The 15399-nt window shown below is 63.8% G+C and carries 13 protein-coding genes, 1 tRNA gene and 1 pseudogene; 7 read left to right on the forward strand and 8 right to left on the reverse strand.

The window, feature by feature from the left end; translation table 11 throughout:
• The first annotated feature begins 274 nt into the window (after positions 1 to 274).
• A tRNA-Ser gene (locus tag ACX80M_RS15940) sits at positions 275 to 364 on the forward strand.
• 201 nt (positions 365 to 565) lie between these two features.
• On the opposite strand, the gene ACX80M_RS15945 is transcribed toward ACX80M_RS15940, so the two are convergent.
• Complete coding sequence (locus tag ACX80M_RS15945) at positions 566 to 1345, reverse strand: type 1 glutamine amidotransferase domain-containing protein (protein WP_459309960.1); 780 nt, start codon at positions 1343 to 1345, stop codon at positions 566 to 568.
• Positions 1346 to 1450: 105 nt separating this feature from the next.
• The gene (locus ACX80M_RS15950) at positions 1451 to 1795 is read right to left on the reverse strand and encodes a hypothetical protein (protein WP_252599772.1); all 345 of its coding nucleotides are present in this window, start codon (positions 1793 to 1795) and stop codon (positions 1451 to 1453) included.
• Positions 1796 to 2217: 422 nt separating this feature from the next.
• Here ACX80M_RS15950 and ACX80M_RS15955 point away from each other — a divergent pair, with 422 nt between their 5' ends.
• The 5 genes from ACX80M_RS15955 (at position 2218) to ACX80M_RS15975 (ending at position 7015) form a co-directional block, all read left to right on the forward strand.
• Positions 2218 to 3339 carry an NAD(P)H-dependent flavin oxidoreductase gene (locus ACX80M_RS15955; protein ID WP_459309961.1) on the forward strand — a complete coding sequence of 374 codons (1122 nt, stop codon included), beginning with the start codon at positions 2218 to 2220 and terminating at the stop codon, positions 3337 to 3339.
• A 70-nt stretch (positions 3340 to 3409) separates the two neighbouring features.
• Positions 3410 to 4756, forward strand: a complete 1347-nt coding sequence (locus ACX80M_RS15960) for a hypothetical protein (protein WP_252599774.1) — start codon at positions 3410 to 3412, stop codon at positions 4754 to 4756.
• Positions 4757 to 4831: 75 nt separating this feature from the next.
• A complete protein-coding gene (locus ACX80M_RS15965) occupies positions 4832 to 5455 on the forward strand; it encodes a hypothetical protein (protein WP_252599775.1) in 624 nt (207 codons plus the stop codon).
• Between the two features lie 88 nt (positions 5456 to 5543).
• On the forward strand, positions 5544 to 6290 hold the full coding sequence (locus tag ACX80M_RS15970) for a YcnI family copper-binding membrane protein (RefSeq protein WP_459309962.1): 747 nt from the start codon (positions 5544 to 5546) through the stop codon (positions 6288 to 6290).
• A gap of 104 nt (positions 6291 to 6394) precedes the next feature.
• Positions 6395 to 7015, forward strand: coding sequence for a DUF4232 domain-containing protein (locus tag ACX80M_RS15975; protein WP_252599778.1), 621 nt, complete (start codon positions 6395 to 6397; stop codon positions 7013 to 7015).
• A gap of 31 nt (positions 7016 to 7046) precedes the next feature.
• Here ACX80M_RS15975 and ACX80M_RS15980 read toward each other — a convergent pair.
• The 6 genes and pseudogenes from ACX80M_RS15980 to ACX80M_RS16005 form a co-directional block, all read right to left on the reverse strand.
• Positions 7047 to 7278: pseudogene (locus ACX80M_RS15980) on the reverse strand (PfkB family carbohydrate kinase); the annotation flags it as partial.
• A 27-nt stretch (positions 7279 to 7305) separates the two neighbouring features.
• Entirely contained in the window at positions 7306 to 8817 is a 1512-nt protein-coding gene (locus ACX80M_RS15985) for a glycoside hydrolase family 32 protein (RefSeq protein ID WP_252599780.1), read from the reverse strand.
• Between the two features lie 106 nt (positions 8818 to 8923).
• On the reverse strand, positions 8924 to 10531 hold the full coding sequence (locus ACX80M_RS15990) for an ABC transporter substrate-binding protein (RefSeq protein ID WP_252613943.1): 1608 nt from the start codon (positions 10529 to 10531) through the stop codon (positions 8924 to 8926).
• A gap of 85 nt (positions 10532 to 10616) precedes the next feature.
• Positions 10617 to 11576 carry a carbohydrate ABC transporter permease gene (locus ACX80M_RS15995; protein WP_252610795.1) on the reverse strand — a complete coding sequence of 320 codons (960 nt, stop codon included), beginning with the start codon at positions 11574 to 11576 and terminating at the stop codon, positions 10617 to 10619.
• A 7-nt stretch (positions 11577 to 11583) separates the two neighbouring features.
• On the reverse strand, positions 11584 to 12558 hold the full coding sequence (locus tag ACX80M_RS16000; RefSeq protein ID WP_252610793.1) for an ABC transporter permease: 975 nt from the start codon (positions 12556 to 12558) through the stop codon (positions 11584 to 11586).
• Positions 12555 to 13565 (reverse strand): LacI family DNA-binding transcriptional regulator, encoded by a 1011-nt coding sequence (locus tag ACX80M_RS16005; RefSeq protein WP_252599786.1) that lies wholly within the window; start codon positions 13563 to 13565, stop codon positions 12555 to 12557. Before ACX80M_RS16005 ends, ACX80M_RS16000 begins: the two co-directional genes overlap by 4 nt.
• A 181-nt stretch (positions 13566 to 13746) precedes the next feature.
• Here ACX80M_RS16005 and ACX80M_RS16010 point away from each other — a divergent pair, with 181 nt between their 5' ends.
• Positions 13747 to 15297 carry an FAD-dependent oxidoreductase gene (locus tag ACX80M_RS16010; protein WP_459309963.1) on the forward strand — a complete coding sequence of 517 codons (1551 nt, stop codon included), beginning with the start codon at positions 13747 to 13749 and terminating at the stop codon, positions 15295 to 15297.
• The last annotated feature ends 102 nt before the right edge of the window (positions 15298 to 15399 follow it).

Below are 15399 nucleotides of genomic sequence, written 5' to 3' on the forward strand. Positions count from 1 at the left end.
AAAGGGCCTCCGCCGTCGCTACAGCTGCTCTGCTATCCATACTCAAATCATCCCGCGAGGGTCTGACAATAACGGCGAGGCTGAATCGCTATGTGCATAACTCAGAAGCTACATGCCCCCAGCATGCGTCCATTCGACGAGCCGAGCAGAATCCTGCAGGGCCCATCGTGTCCTCGGACGCTGGCGTGGGCATAGATGTCCCTTTGCACCATCCGGGGGCTGAATGCCTGCCGTTTTGTGGATGGGCGGTATGCTCCGGTAACCTATTCAGGTTGGTGACGTGTCCGAGCGGCCGAAGGTGCAACACTCGAAATGTTGTTTGGTGTCAAAGCCAACGTGGGTTCAAATCCCACCGTCACCGCCAATTGGCAAGGCCCCTGCTTCCCTTCATAAACAAAGGGAAGCGGGGGTTTTGTTTTCCCGCAAACTTGGCCCCTTGATTTGTTGAGGTGGCCGTACATCGTGCAGCGCCGAACCTGAAGCAGGTCGGCGATGCGTTGGACAGTATGGTCGCCGGCGCACGTACGGCTGCTGGCGGCCGCCAGTTTCAGTGCCCCTGCAGGCGTTAGTGCTCAGTCCCAGCCGCAGCCGCCTTCTTGGCGCTCTTCTCTGCGTCCTTTTCGGCGCGCAGCGCCTCCGCCACGTGCTGCTCCTCGGCTTTTTCCTGGTGGATGACCTCTGCCAGGAGCTTCTCCATCTCCTTGGCCACGCCGGCGGCTGAGGCCGGGTTCTGGCCGGTCACCAGCCGGTCGTCGACCACGACCATTTCCTCAAAGACACCAGCGGAGACATGGGTGGCACCCTGCTCCTCAAGCCGGTCTACCAAAAAGAACGGGATGACCTTGTCCTTCCCTGCGGCAACCTCCTCGTCGTTGGTGAAGGCAGCGACCTTCCTGCCCTCGACCAGCCGAAAGCCGTTGGCCAACTCGACCTTCAGCAGTCCGGCCGGCCCGTGACAGACAGCGCCCACCACACCGCCGGCGTTGTAGACGCTGGCTACAAGGTTCTGCAGGCCTTCGCTGTCCGGGAAGTCCCACATGGTGCCGTGGCCTCCCACGAGGAAGACGGCGTCGTACTGGTCGGGATCAACGACGTCGACGCGGGCAGTGTTGTAGAGACCGGCGCGCGTGGTCTCGTCCTCCGTGAAGGCGACCTGGATGGGATCTTTTGAGTCCACCTCGTCGCGCGGGGGCTGGCCGCCCTGGATGGAAGCGAAGTCGACGAAATGCCCGGAATCCTTGAAGACCTTCCAGGGATGTGCGGCCTCGGCCACGTTGTACCCGGTCTTCTCTCCGGTATCGCCGATCTCGGAAACGCTGGTCAGTACCATGAGGATTTTCTTCATGAAGTGCTCCTTCCGTCTAGCTTCCACCCTACGCCCGGCCCAATTCGGGCCCTCCCTGTCTTAGAAGGCAAGGGCCTTTGTTGTACCCGAGGGACCGCTCCTCTGTTAGAGCTTGTCCGTCCTGTCGTCCCCCTTGTGCCCGCCGCGCAGGTTCTCCTGGACCTTGCCGAAGAGGTCCTTAATGGTGGACTCGGTGTTGGTGAGCATGTCCGGCTGCAGGTAGACGTGCTGACTGCCCGGGAGGCTGTAGCTGGACTGCAGGCCGCCACTTCCTTCGACGCCCTGCAGGGCGATGGTCACGCCGCCTTCCTTGCGCGCAATGGCCGAGATTTTTCCGAACACCAGCGTGAATTCGTCTGGCTCAAAACTGACGGTCTGACCCACGTGGGTCCTGTTGAGTTCGCTGGCCGGGGTGGCTTTTTCGTTGCCAGTTCCTGAGTAGTTCATCATGTGCTCCCTGAGGTGGTTGGCGACTTACGCCAGCAGTCTAGCCTCGCCCCCATGTCGCGGTACATGGCCCTACTGGATGCCTGCACAAACGGGTGCGGCAACCGTGGTCACATCCTCCATTGAGCAGACAGTGCCCTTGGGGTTGGATGTATTGGACCGGCATACCTGTCCGGCACCCGATCTTTAAGGACCAACCGTGACTTCGATGACGAATCGCGCCAATGGGCGGACGCAGACTCTTCCAGGTCTGCGAAGGCCTCGAAATCCCTTGGAGCCAGCCGTGACCGAAACCTGCCCCGACGACTGCCATTACTGCTCAGGCCCCGAAACAGACTGACTTCGCGTGCACAGATTGGGCAGCGGCCGCCAGCCCTGCGAGACTGGGTCCTGAAGCCAACGCCGACCTGCCAGGAGCTGCCCGCATGACGCCCGAGAACCGCACCTCCGCCCGGCCAAACCGCATCACCGAACTGTTCGGCACGGACGTTCCGGTGGTGCTGGGTCCGTTCGGCGGAGTGTCTTCCGTGGAGCTGACAGCAGCCGTGAGCGAAGGCGGCGGGCTGGGTTCCTACGGCCTCTACGGTTACGGTGCCGACGCCATTCGGAACACCGCAGCTGAGCTCAGGAAGGCAACGGCGAAACCGTTCGCCCTCAACCTCTGGATTCCCACCGGCGACGAAGCCACCTCACTCCCCCAAGCGGACTTCGACCACTACCTCGAAACCCTGAAGCCGTACTTTGACGAACTGGGCCTGCCGCTTCCGCACATGCCGGACCGCTACCTGCCCAATTACGAAGAACAGGTGGAGGCTAGCCTGGAGGCGGGTCCCGCCGTCGTCAGCTTTGTCTTCGGTGTGCCCGCGCCGGAACTGGTGGAGGAGGCTCACCGGCGTGGAATAGTCCTGGTGGGCACCGCCACGACCGTCGCGGAAGCCATCGCCCTGGAAACCGGTGGCGTGGATGCTGTAGTCGCCAGCGGCATGGAGTCCGGCGGGCACCGCGTCTCGTTCCTGAAGCCCGCGGAGGAGTCCCTGATCGGAACCTTTGCATTGGTTCCGCAGGTGGTTGACGCCGTCGACATTCCAGTCATCGCTGCCGGCGGCGTTGCAGACCGCCGCGGCTACGCTGCTGCACGAGCCCTCGGCGCCGACGCGGTCCAGGTGGGCTCGGCGTTCCTGGCCACCCGCGAATCCGCGGCTGTGCCTGAATACCGGGCCATCCTCCACAGCCCGGCCGCGCGGGAAACAGTGCTGACAAGGGCACTCAGCGGACGGCTTGCCCGCGGGATCCCCAACCGCATCATCGCCGAACTGTCAGTGGCCAAACTGTCAGAGGCCAAACTGGCGGCGGGTGGACTCTCGGAAGCCGGAATAGCCCCGTTCCCCGTCCAGAACTGGCTCACCGGCCGCTTCCGCCCACAGGCAGCCGCCCTGGGAAACACGGAGCTTATGTCACTGTGGGCGGGGCAGGCCACACCGCTGATCCGGCATGACTCCGCCGCTGATGTCCTGGCGGAACTGCTCGCCGGCAGTCCGGCTTTGTAAGCTCGATACATCCGCGGTTATCCCAGCCATCGAATGTGGGACGATCGCCCGTTGACACCGGAGGCACTCCTTGACCAAAAAGACCGGCAAATCGAAGAGCAAGAACAAGGACCGGCGGCACCTGAAGGCTGTTCCGTCGGCGCCCAAGATGCCGTTGCAGCTGGTCCTGAACCATCGGGCAATTGACTCGATGGCTGTCGATTTCATTCAATGGAACGCGGCTGAAGCCCCTGACCCTGCCGATGCGTTCGAGTGCCTCGAACTGGTCAAGCTCTTCCTCACGGCGCAGCACACCATCAACGGTTCGAGTTCGGCCACCGCAATCGACAGTGACGGCGTGGAGCAGGCGGCCGGAGCAATTGCGGTGTCGTTGGACCCCGATGAAATGGATGAGGTCTTCGACAACATCTACTTCGCACTGCACTCCTACATCCATTTCCTGAAGGCGACCGGCCGCTGGAGCGGCACGGACGCCGCCTACGAGGAACTCCATGCTGCGCTGGGAAACGGTATCACCGCAGCTGTCCCGCAATTGCCGGTTATCCAGGTACCTGACCTCAGCGACGACCACCAGGAGGCTGCGTTCAATGCCATGCCGCTGATCCAGCATGCCACCTCCCTGCTGGACTGGATCGGAACCGGCAAGGAAATCACCAGCACGGGTGCCCTGCGGCTTAAGGACATCGAGCCGGCAGCCGCAGCCGTAGGAGTACATGCCTGTGGAAAGCGGGCCGCGAGTCGGACCCTCCCACTTTTCGATCTGGAAACTGCCGAGAGCCGGCCCAAAACGTTGCTGGAAGTTGGAACCATGCACGACGTGCCTGTGCTCCGAGACATCTGGTCAGCTCTGGTGGGGGCAAACCTGATCACGCTCGGATCCACCAAAGCCATTCCCGGCCCGGAAGTGGCCGCCTGGAACAGCACGAGGATCGAGGAACGGCTGGACATCCGCCGGATGCTGTCGGTGGTCCTTTTGGTCGGAGTGCTCACCGACGAGGACCAGGTGTGGGACCAGGAAGCGGTAGCCGGGACACTGCTGGCCGTCCTCACCTATGGCACCACCGATGAACCGATGCCCGTGGCGGAACTCGAACGGATGGCGTCGCCGGACCTTGAGGGCGCCTTGCTTCAGGACGTAGACCTTGAAGACACGAAACTCGAAGAAACGGGCCTCGAAGAGGTCTACGCGTCGCTCGCGGCCCTGCAGGCACAGCAGAAGCTGACCCTTCTCGCCGAACTCGGATTGGTGGAGGCGGCGACCGATTACCGCGTTCCCCCGGTGGCCATCCAGTGCCTCGACCTGGCCATGGGTTTCTTCAACTTGGCAGACGAGCCATCCGAAACGACAGAATCTCCATCGAACGTGATCGCGCTGCACCGCCCGTCACACACCGGTGGCCCGCCCAAAGGCCGCTAGAATCTGAACGTCGCCGAAGAACACTGGAAGAACGCGACTGAAGCCCGTCACCGGCGACCGCAATAAGGAGGATCCGTGCGCACCAACCACGCCCGGCCACCCTTCCATTTCCTTCGCGCCGCCTCCCTGTCCACGGGAATCCTGACACTTGCCGCAGGCGCCCACGTCGCCGGCGGCGGCGACCTTCCCGCCCCAGGCATCCTGCTGGCCGTGCTCGCACTGACAGTCCTGGCAGCCACCACGGCCACGAGGCTGCGACTCAATTTTCCAGCCATGCTCACTGTCCTCGGCGCGGGACAGTTCATCCTGCACGAAGCCTTCACGGTCTTCAGTTCGTCGGGTACCGCTGTAAGCGCTGCCGCCTCCGGGCTCCATAACGCCCACCTCGCCGGCGCCGCCGCGCCCGTCATCGCTGCCACCGGACACGTCCACGATGCCGGATCAGCGGGCATCCTGATGCTCCTGACCCACGCACTCGCCACCGGCGCGTGCGCCCTCCTGCTTGCCAAGGGTGAAGCCGCGCTGTGGGCTCTGGCCGCGTGGCTGAGGCCCCTCGTCCGGCTCCCCGAAGCAGTAACACCCGACGCCGGCACACCGCGTGCGGTGACTGCCCCACCGGCGGTTCTCCCCCTCCGCCCCTGGCGGAACCTCAGGCAACACAGCCGACGCGGCCCGCCTTCCGCCGTCGTACTTTCCTGACTACGCCCGCACCGCACTTCCGCAGGCCGCGGGCCCCATCCCGTACTTCCGCACGCCCCCATCCGGCGTGCGTCCGAAAGGCAACCCCATGACCACCACATTCCTTCGCCGCACCCTCACCGCAGTGGCAGCCACCGGCGGCGCAGCCGTCCTGATCCTGACCGCAGCAGCAGGCGCGTCCGCCCACGTCGGCGTCAAGCCGGACAAGACCGACGCCAACTCGTACGCCCTCCTGACCTTCGGCATCCCGCACGGCTGCGAGGAGTCCGGCACCACGAAAGTGGCCATCACCCTGCCGGCCGAACTCAACGACGCCGAGCCAACGGTGAACCCCAACTGGACCGTGGAAAAGGTGACCGAACAGCTCGCCGAGCCCAAGAAACTGGCCGACGGCTCCTCCATCACCAAACGCACCAGCCAGATTGTGTACACGGCCAAAACTCCGCTGGCCCATGAACTGCGCGATGCCCTGGTGCTGTCGGTCAAGCTGCCCGACGCGGCAGGCTCCACGCTCTACTTCCCCACGCTGCAGTCGTGCGAAACGGGACAGACCGACTGGTCGGAGATCGCCAAGGACGGGCAGGACCCGCACTCCCTGAAGGCCCCGGCACCGTCCATCACCATCACCCAGCCGGCCAGCGCGGACGGCCACGGCGCTGCTTCCGCGGCGCACACCACCGAAACCCCGGCCACCGAACAGGCAGCCGCCGTGACTGACAGCGGCGCGGACGCCCGCAGCTGGGCTGGGCTTGCCGCCGGCCTCGGCGGCCTCGCCCTGGGCGGGGTGGCCTTCGCGCGCAGCGGCTCGAAGCGCCGGCAGGAATCCGCCACGTAACATCGCGGGATTTGATGTCCGGATGATCACGATCCGGGCATCAAATCGTCCTGCCTGCCCGTGGCATCGTTGACTCCCGTCGCAGCAGCAACAAAGGTGGTGCCATGACGTCTCAGCGCATTGCACAAGGGTTTGTTATTACGACGGCGGTCGCGGCGGCGGCGCTGATGCTCACCGCCTGCGGACAGAGCCAGCCGCAGGCGCAGGGGACGACGACGCCGGTGACGAACTCCGCCAGCCCGTCCAGCACTCCGTCATCTCCGGGCGCGTCCGCGTCGCCGTCGGCGACCAACACCCAGGCCGGTCCCGCGCTCTGCAAAGCGGCCACACTGTCGGCGGCTACCGATGCGTCCGGCGGCGGCGCGGCGGGCAGCGTCTACATGAAGCTGAACCTCACGAATACGGGAACGGCGCCCTGCCTGCTCAAGGGCTACCCGGGGGTGTCACTGACCGCCAACGCCGACGGTGCACCGATTGGTGCGGCGGCAACCCGCGACGAATCCACCCCCGTCGCGGACGTCCTGCTGGCGCCCGGCCAGACCGGAACCACTGTCCTCCGCTACACCCAGGCCGCGAACTACAGCGACTGCACGCTGACGGACGCGGCCGGTTACCGCATCTACCCGCCCGAAGACACAGCGTCGTTGTTCCTGCCCCAGCCCACCAGCGCGTGCACTAATGCGAACATCGCCCTCCTGAGCGTCGGAGCCTTCCAGCCTGCCTGAAAATGTGGGAAGGATTCGGTCCGCTGCCAGGTTAATTCGCCGGCTGCAGATGGGTCCGGAGTTCCTCGAGTGTCGGCGGATTTGCGCCGGGCCGCCGCACCGTGATGGCGGCCGCCATCGCAGCTGTGCGTCCTACTTGCTCAAGAACAGCGGGTGCCAAGCCATCGGGTCCCGCAGGCGAGGAGTCCCAGGATCAGGGCTGCCATATACGAGTCCCCGGCGCCAATCGTGCCAGCGACCCGGGAGGCCTCTGCCGGGATGCTGGTGTGCCGTGACCGCGAATTCTTCAGTCAGGCGAAGAACTGCGTGACGTTCAGGTTGTTTACGGTGGCTGTGCCACCGATGGAATAGAGCGCGAGGTCGGTACTGGTGGGTGCCGGGAAGATCAGCTCGGTCATGGTGACCTGGCCGTCCTGGGCGAAGACCTCAACGGAGCAGCGGTCCACAAAGATGGTGAGCTTGTAGTCACCGTCGATAGCCCGGATAGCGGCGGAGTCGATGGAGGCGAAAGTTTCGTGGAAACCTGTCTGCCCGGAATCGCGCCGGTCAACGACGAGGGTGCCTTCAACGGGTCTGATGCCGATGCGGGTTCCCTGGCCGCCGTTGCCGCGGACCACAAGCCCGAATTCCGTGGCGCTTCCGGGCCTCAGGGTGACATCGATGCGCTGGACGCTGCCCGCTGCACCATCAAGGATGTGTGTACCGTCGGCGATTTCCATATGCGCAAGCCTGAACGCCCGGGCAGGGTCGGAAATCGAGGCGAAATCTCCGGTGGCCTCTTGAATCAGTCGCGCATTTCCGTCAATGGTGCGGAGGGATACTTCGCGGGCCAGCGTCATGGGGCTGCGCCAGGGCGAGGTGGGGATCTGATTCGCGTATTCCCAGTTGTTCATCCAGGCGATCATGAGGCGGCGGCTGTCGGGGGCATCACTGAAGGAGACTGCGGCGTAGTAGTCCCGTCCCCAGTCCAGCCACTGGTACTCGCCCAACCGGTCCGGGTCCTGGAGTCCTTCGGTCACGGTGGTGGCCGAGGTGAACGTGGTCCCGTCGAAGTCACCTACAAAGTACTGTCCGGCGGAGCCGTTGTTGGGTCCGCCGGGGTTGAGGTTCACGGTGAGGACCCACTGAACGTTCTCTGGGTCGCCGTCGACGGGGAGGGGGAAGAGATCAGGGCATTCCCAGACGCCTCCGGTGGCGTTAGCCGGGCCGAAGGTGCTCAGCATCTCCCAGCTCTTCAGGTCCTCGGACTTGTAGAGCACCACTTGGAAGTCCTTGGCTTCCACGGCGACCATGACCCAGTAACTGCCGGCACCGCCGTCGTACCTTATGACCTTCGGGTCGCGGAACTCGGCGGATCCGCGGTTCAGTACGGGGTTGGCGGTGTGTTTGGTCCAGGTGTGGCCGCCGTCGCGGCTGTAGGCGAGGGACTGGGCCTGGAGGCCTTCGTGCGCGGAGCCGGGTTTGAAGGCGCTGGTGTAGACGGCGACCAGGGGCGGAGCCGAGTCGGTCCCGAATCCGCTGGTGTTGTCCCGGTCGAAGACGATGCTGCCGGAGAAGATGTCTTCTTCCTCGTCACAGGAGATGGCGACGGGGTGTTCGGTCCAGGTGGTCAGGTCCGGGGAGGTGGCGTGTCCCCAGGACATGTTGCCCCAGACGTTATCCAGCGGGTTGGTCTGGTAGTAGAGGTGGAAGACGCCGTCGTGGTGGATGAGGCCGTTGGGGTCATTGAGCCACGTGTTCCGGGCGGCGTAGTGCAGGGCCGGGCGGAAGGTGTCGGCCGTGGTGGCGGTCGCGGCAGTCATGAAGGTGAGGTCTCGTTTCTGTGCAGGTCTGCGGAGAACCCTTGTCCGCAGGGTTCCCTGAACGTGGGGTGGGCCGGTTTGCGCCGGCCCACCCGGCTTCTCGGAGCTAGGAGTTCTTTTTGTAGCGGTCGTAGGCCTGCTGGTAGACCTCGATCATTTTGTCGATGCCGACGTTTTTGAGCTGGGTGACGTAGCCGTCCCATTCCTGCTCGATGCCGCCGGAGACGATCCACTTGGCGACGTTCTGCTTGACCAGCGAGGTGGTGTCCGTCTGGATGGTGCTGATCTGCTGCAGTTCTTCGTTGGAGAGGGCCACCGGGGGGTAGCCGTCGTTGCCGGCGAAGGGCTTGTAAAATTCGTTGACGACCTTCTGGCGTTCAGCGGCACGCGGTTCGGGAGCGACGACGGTTGTGAAGTTCTCTGCGGTGTTCGCCTTCGGGCCGCCCGGGGCGACCTTTTGGCGTCGTTCGCCTTCGCTGGTTCCGGCCGGGGCGGGGATCTGGGTCAGGAGGCCGCTGGCGTCCTTCTGGAGGGTTTCACCGACGGGTCCCCAGTTCGCTTGGGCGGACTGGATGGGGTCGTAGAGGTTGTCGGCCCAGCGCATGGTCGCGGCCGGGTATTTGTTGGTCCGGGTGATGGCGAAGGCGCCGCGGGCGATTTCCTGGTTGTTGGACTGGCTGGCGATCCGTTTGCCGTCCACGCCTTCAAGCACGGGGACGATGGAGTAGTTGTTGGCGCGGTCAGCGCCGACCATTTCGGGGATTTCCCACCAGACAAAGGAGCCGAGGTTTTCCGTGGCGGACTTGCCCTTGGCCAGGTAGGCCTTGTCGTCCTGGGAGAAGGATTCGGGGTCGATCAACCCTTCCTTGTACCACTCGTGCAGGGTCTGGATGGCCTTCTTGTAGCCGTCCTGCGTGGCGGTGAAGATGACTTTATCGTCCTTGACGATGCGGTGGTCCATGTTGTCCGGCACTCCGCCAAGGGCCGCGATGAGGTCAACGATGTCGCCGGTCCAACCGCCGGGCCTGAAGCTCAGCGGGAGGGTCCTGCCGGTCCCGGACGCGTCCTGGGTCTTGAAGGCCAGCAGGGCGTCGTGGAACTCGTCGATGGTCTTCGGCATCGGGATGTTGAGCTTTTGCAGCCAGGAAGTGTTGATGATCAGTTCATTGGGGAACTGGACCAGGCCGAGTTCTTCCACCGATGGAAGGGAATAGATGTGCCCGTCCGAGGAGGTGATGGCTGCCTTGATGTCCGGCCGTTCGGAGAGCAGCTTGGAGAGGTTGGGTGCGTTCTTTTCGATCAGGCCCTCGAGTGGGATGAGGGTGCCGCTGGCGGAGTAGGTGGCGATTTCGGCGTCGGTCAGGCCGGTGTTGAAGAAGGCGTCGGGCAGGTCCCCGCTGGCGAGGATGAGGTTCTTTTTTTCCTGGAAGACCGTTTCGGGCAGGTTTTCCCAGTTGATGTGGATATTGGTGGTTTTTTCCCATTCCTGCACCACGGTCATGGTGTTGTAGTCCGGCGCCAGGGCGGTCTTGGTGCCGGAGAATGTCAGGTCGAGTTGCTTGCTGACGATCGGGAAGCCTGTTTGCTGGAAGCCGAACTCGGCGGAGGCGTCTTTGATCTCCGTGGTGCCGGAGCCTCCGCCGGAGCAGGCGGTGAACATCAATGTTCCGGCCAGGACGGCGCCGAGGGCGGCGTATTTACGGCTGAGTGACATGGTCATTCCTATTCTGAGGTGGGTTCTTGCGGTGGGTGTGCTGCCGTCCGACGGCGGTTGCCAGGGCGGTCGATGCGGGGAGGTGCTATTTGACGGCGCCGATCATGGCGCCCTTGGTGAAGTGCTTCTGCATGAATGGCAGGGCAATCATGAGTGGCAGGCTCGAGACGACGATCATGGCGTATTTGGTGAGCTCTGCGATCCGTTGCGCGGCGGCATAGGATTCGATGTCCCCGCCGGTGGTTCCGGTGGAGGAGACGTCTGACTGGATGAGGATGTTGCGCAGGACGAGCTGCAGCGGGTATTTGGAGTCGTCGTTGAGGAAGATCAGTGCGTCGAAGAACGAGTTCCACTGGGCCACGACGTGGATCATGATCATGAGCATGATCAGCGGTTTGGACAGTGGGAGCACCATTTTGAAGAAGAATTTGAAGTCGGTTGCCCCGTCCATCTGGGCGGCTTCGCGTAGCTCGTTCGGAATGGTGTGCTCGAAGAAGGACCTGGCGATGATGAGATTCCAGACGCCGACCGCGCCGGGAAGGACCACTGCCCAGACGGTGTCCAGCATGCCCAGGTCGCGGACCACCAGATACTTGGTGATGAGGCCGCCGTCGAAGAACATCGTGATGACGAACAGGAGCATCAGGATCTTCCGGCCCGGCATGTCCTTGCGGGACAGGGCGTAGGCGCCGCACAGGATGGTGCTGACGCTGACGGCGGTACCGAGCACGGTATAGATGACGGTATTGCCCAGGCCATTCCAGATCCGGCTATCGGCGAAGATCCGTTCGTAGCCTTCGGTAGTCATACCGGAAGGAAACAGCCAGACCTTACCTTCGTAGACGGCATTCGGGTCGCTGATGGAGGCGATCACGATGAAGTACAGCGGGTACACCACGGCCAGGATGGACAGCATCAGGACAGCTGTGGCGGCGATACTGAAGGCGCGGTCGCCGTATTTGTCGCGCAGGGTCCGCTGGGGGCGGCCCTGGTTGATGGTCCGGCTCGGGGTGTCGGTTGTGCGGGGGTTGGTTGTCAGAGACATTTCGGCATCACCACAGGGTCGCTTGGTTGGCCCGCCGCGCAATCGTGTTGAAGACGAGCAACAGCGCCAGGTTGAGGAGGGAGTTGAACAGGCCGATGGCGGCCGAATAGCTGAACTGCGCCTGCTGCAGGCCCGCATGATAGACGTAGGTCTGGATGATCTCCGAGGTCGAGATATTCAGGGGCGTCTGCATCAGCAGTGCCTTCTCGAAGCCGACGTTGAGCAGGTTGCCGATGGCCAGAATGAACAGGATGGTCACCACCGGCATGATGCCAGGGAGGTCGATGTGCCGGATACGCTGCAGCTTGGAGGCACCGTCCACCTTGGCCGCGTCATGAAGCGCCGGGTCGATGGCCGCCAGCGCCGCCAGGTACACGATCATCGAGAAGCCGGCGTTCTGCCAAACATCAGAGATCACGTAGATGGGTCGGAACCACTCCGCCGAACCCATAAAGAAGATTGGCTCACCGCCGCCCAGTTGGATGGCGTTGTTCACCAGCCCCGACCGTGGGGAGAGGACCACGAACATGATGCCCACCACCACCACGGTGGAGATGAACGCGGGCGAATACAGCACCGTCTGGGTGAACTTCTTGAACTTCTCGCTCTGGAGCTGGTTGACCAGCAAAGCCAGGATGATCGGAATGGGGAAGGCAAGCAGCAGGCCCAGGACGGCGATCCACAAGGTGTTACCGACCACTTGCCCGAACTGGTAGGAGTTCACGAACCTGATGAAGTGGGTCAGGCCCACCCAGGGGCTGTCAGTGAACCCGTCCACCGGGTTGTAGTTCTTGAACGCGATCTGCACGCCGTACATCGGCCAGTATTTGAAGACCAGGATGTAGATGATCGCCGGGGTTAGTAATACGTATAACTGCCAGGCACGGGAAATCCTCTTCAGGCGGAGCGAAAGAGAATTTTTTCGTTGCGGCAACGGCGCCGCAACCGGACGCCCGCGTCGGGCCGGGATGGTGCGGCTCATGGCATCTCCTTAGGGTGGGTCACTGAGTTCCGTTCGATCAGAGGGCAGTCCATGAGCTCGACCCGGCCATCGGGTTCCGCGTCCTGGAGGATCAGGTCAACCGCGCGCCGGCCCATGGCGACGAACGGCAATTCAAAAGTGGTCAGTCCGGGGCGAAGAAACGGCGCCAGAGTCGCCTGATTATCGAACCCCACGATCGAGACGTCCCCGGGGATTGAGAGCCGCAGGTCCGAGACGGCCTGGTAGGCGCCCCAGGCGCCACGGTCATTCGCGCAGAAAATCGCGGTGGGCGGGTTGCTGGAGGTCAGCAGCTCCATCGCGTACTTGTAGCCATGTTCCTCACCGCCTTGACCGAAACGGACCAGCGACGGATCAACGTCCAGCCCCGCTTCCTCAAGTGCCGCGCAGTAGCCCTCGTAGCGGCCGACGGCGGCAGGAAGACCGCTTTCCAGGGTTTCGATATTGATCATCCCCACCCTGGTGTGGCCTGCCTCGAGCAGTCGACTCGTGGCCGCATACCCGCCTTTGACCTCGTCCGGGGCGACACTCGGGACCCGACCGACCCTGTCTTGCGAATTCAGCACTACGGACCTGACGCCCGCCAGGGCCTCCGGAACTTCCAGCCGGCGGTGATACATGGCGGCGTAGACCACGCCGGCAACCTTATAAGAGAGCATGGTGTCCAAGGAAGCGGCCTCGAGCTGCCTGTCACCACCGGTGTTTACCGAGAGCAGGAGGAGCCCGTCCTCCCATGCCCGCTGCTGCGCGCCTTCGATGATGGCGCCCGCAAAAGGAGTGGTGGCCACGGAATCGCCGATGAAACCGATCATGCCGGCCACGCCCTCGCGAAGAACTTTAGCGTGGGCGTTCGTGCGGTAGCCGAGCCGGTTCACGGCGTCCCGAACACGCTTACGCGTATCCTCGGAGAAACGCGACCCGGAGGCCGAATTCAGCACCAATGACACGGTGGCCTGTGAAACACCGGCAGCAGCAGCGACGTCGTGCATTGTCGGTCCTGACTTTGGCCGTGATCCAGCCATGATGGGCACCTCCTCGGGCCAGTTGGTTTTGTGGGTTATTCGTATAACTTCGGTCAACTGTAGCGTGCATCACATCGGGCGTCAACAGATGATCCGCATCGCTCTGGGCTCTGGGCCTGACAGACGCTGATAAGTACACTTAGCTTCCATGACGTCGCTCTGGTTGGACCGCGGGCAATCATTCAGCTCTGACCCGTTCGAGGCAGGGAGCCGCTACGACACCGTGGTGGTGGGGGCCGGTCTGACGGGGCTGGTAACCGCACTGTTGCTGGCCAGGTCGGGGCAGCGCGTCCAGGTCCTGGAGGCCAGATTTCCCGGGGCCGTGACCACCGGAAACACAACGGCGAAAGTCAGCCTGCTGCAGGGGACCGTCCTGTCTGCCCTGGCCAGACAGTACGCGCAGAAGCAGGTTGGGGCCTACGTTGAGGCCAACCGGGAAGGGCAGTCGTGGCTGCTCCGCTACCTCGACGAACACCACGTGCCGTATCAGCGCCGGGATGCCTACACCTACGCCACCACTGCCCAAGGGACCGAGCGCCTGCTTGAGGACCTCGGCGCCGCGACCACCGCCGGCCTGGACGTGGAGTACGTGCGCGATGCACGCCTCCCCTTCCCCATCCAAGGCGCCCTCCTGCTGACCGATCAGGCCCAGATCAACCCTATGGACGTCCTGGATGCCTTGCTCAGGGACGTCCGTGCCCGCGGCGGGAGCGTAGTAGGCAGGACCCGGCTGCGGAATGTCTCCGGGAGCGGACCACTAATTGTCCACACAGACCAGGGCACCGTCACCGCCAACAACGTCGTTCTCGCCACCGGAATCCCCGTCCTCGACCGCGGACTCTACTTCACCAAACTCAAACCCCTACGCTCCTACGCCGCGGCCCTGGAGCTGTCTGCCGGGGTCACCGCGCCGCCCGGAATGTACCTCTCCGCCGAGGAACCCACCCACTCCTTGCGGGATTATGAGGCTGACGGCCGTCAGTTCCTGCTTGTGGGCGGGCACGGGCATCAGGTGGGGCGGACTGAATCGGAAAAGTCCCATCTGTCGGGACTGCTCGACTGGGCTACCGGACACTTCCCGGGTGCGGTAACCACCCACACGTGGTCGGCCCAGGACTACCAGGCCACCAACCTCATGCCCTTCTTTGGCAAACTGCCACGGGGCCGGGGCCACATCTTCTTCGGCACCGGTTACAACAAGTGGGGCATGACCAACGCGGGGGCCGCCGCCCTTGGCATCTCCGCGGACATCCTCGGCGGCAGCCTCCGCTGGGCCAACACGATCCATCACCGCGTGACGTCTCCGGGCGGGGCGCTGACCGCCGTCGCCGTCAACGCGGGCGTGGCTGCGCGGCTGGCCACCGACTGGGGGAAGCTGGCGGTTGGCAAGTCGGTGAGTGGCAGGCCGGTGGTTGAGCCTGCCGAAACCGCGGTTCCGGAGGCAACTGCCGGAGGTCCCGTACCGGCCGACGACGGCGGGCGGGTATATCGCGACGGCGCCCGGCCCACGGCGGTCTCCACTGTGGACGGCACCACCTGCAGGGTCTCCGCCGTCTGCACGCATCTGGGCGGGATCGTGCACTGGAACGACAGCGAACTGACCTGGGACTGCCCGCTGCACGGCTCGCGCTTCAGCCCGGACGGCAAGCTCCTCGAAGGACCCGCCACCAAGGATCTTCCGAGGCTTGAGCAGCGTTGATCCACGCCTCCAACGCTGCCGGCAATACTGTCGGTGGGGTAGGGCATGATGGAGGAATGCAGGAGGATCAGCCAGCGGAAGCGGGCCACGCAGCCCGCCCGG

The sequence above is a fragment of the Pseudarthrobacter sp. MDT1-22 genome (assembly GCF_054511035.1).

What these genes read in the sequence shown, in the direction of transcription:
- ACX80M_RS16005 (WP_252599786.1), bottom strand. Translation starts at nt 13,565, where the DNA reads ATGCACGACGTCGCTGCTGCTGCCGGTGTTTCACAGGCCACCGTGTCA.
- ACX80M_RS15975 (WP_252599778.1), top strand. Translation starts at nt 6,395, where the DNA reads ATGACGTCTCAGCGCATTGCACAAGGGTTTGTTATTACGACGGCGGTC.
- ACX80M_RS16000 (WP_252610793.1), bottom strand. Translation starts at nt 12,558, where the DNA reads ATGAGCCGCACCATCCCGGCCCGACGCGGGCGTCCGGTTGCGGCGCCG.
- ACX80M_RS15990 (WP_252613943.1), bottom strand. Translation starts at nt 10,531, where the DNA reads ATGTCACTCAGCCGTAAATACGCCGCCCTCGGCGCCGTCCTGGCCGGA.
- ACX80M_RS15955 (WP_459309961.1), top strand. Translation starts at nt 2,218, where the DNA reads ATGACGCCCGAGAACCGCACCTCCGCCCGGCCAAACCGCATCACCGAA.
- ACX80M_RS15995 (WP_252610795.1), bottom strand. Translation starts at nt 11,576, where the DNA reads ATGTCTCTGACAACCAACCCCCGCACAACCGACACCCCGAGCCGGACC.
- ACX80M_RS15970 (WP_459309962.1), top strand. Translation starts at nt 5,544, where the DNA reads ATGACCACCACATTCCTTCGCCGCACCCTCACCGCAGTGGCAGCCACC.
- ACX80M_RS16010 (WP_459309963.1), top strand. Translation starts at nt 13,747, where the DNA reads ATGACGTCGCTCTGGTTGGACCGCGGGCAATCATTCAGCTCTGACCCG.
- ACX80M_RS15985 (WP_252599780.1), bottom strand. Translation starts at nt 8,817, where the DNA reads ATGACTGCCGCGACCGCCACCACGGCCGACACCTTCCGCCCGGCCCTG.
- ACX80M_RS15950 (WP_252599772.1), bottom strand. Translation starts at nt 1,795, where the DNA reads ATGATGAACTACTCAGGAACTGGCAACGAAAAAGCCACCCCGGCCAGC.
- ACX80M_RS15945 (WP_459309960.1), bottom strand. Translation starts at nt 1,345, where the DNA reads ATGAAGAAAATCCTCATGGTACTGACCAGCGTTTCCGAGATCGGCGAT.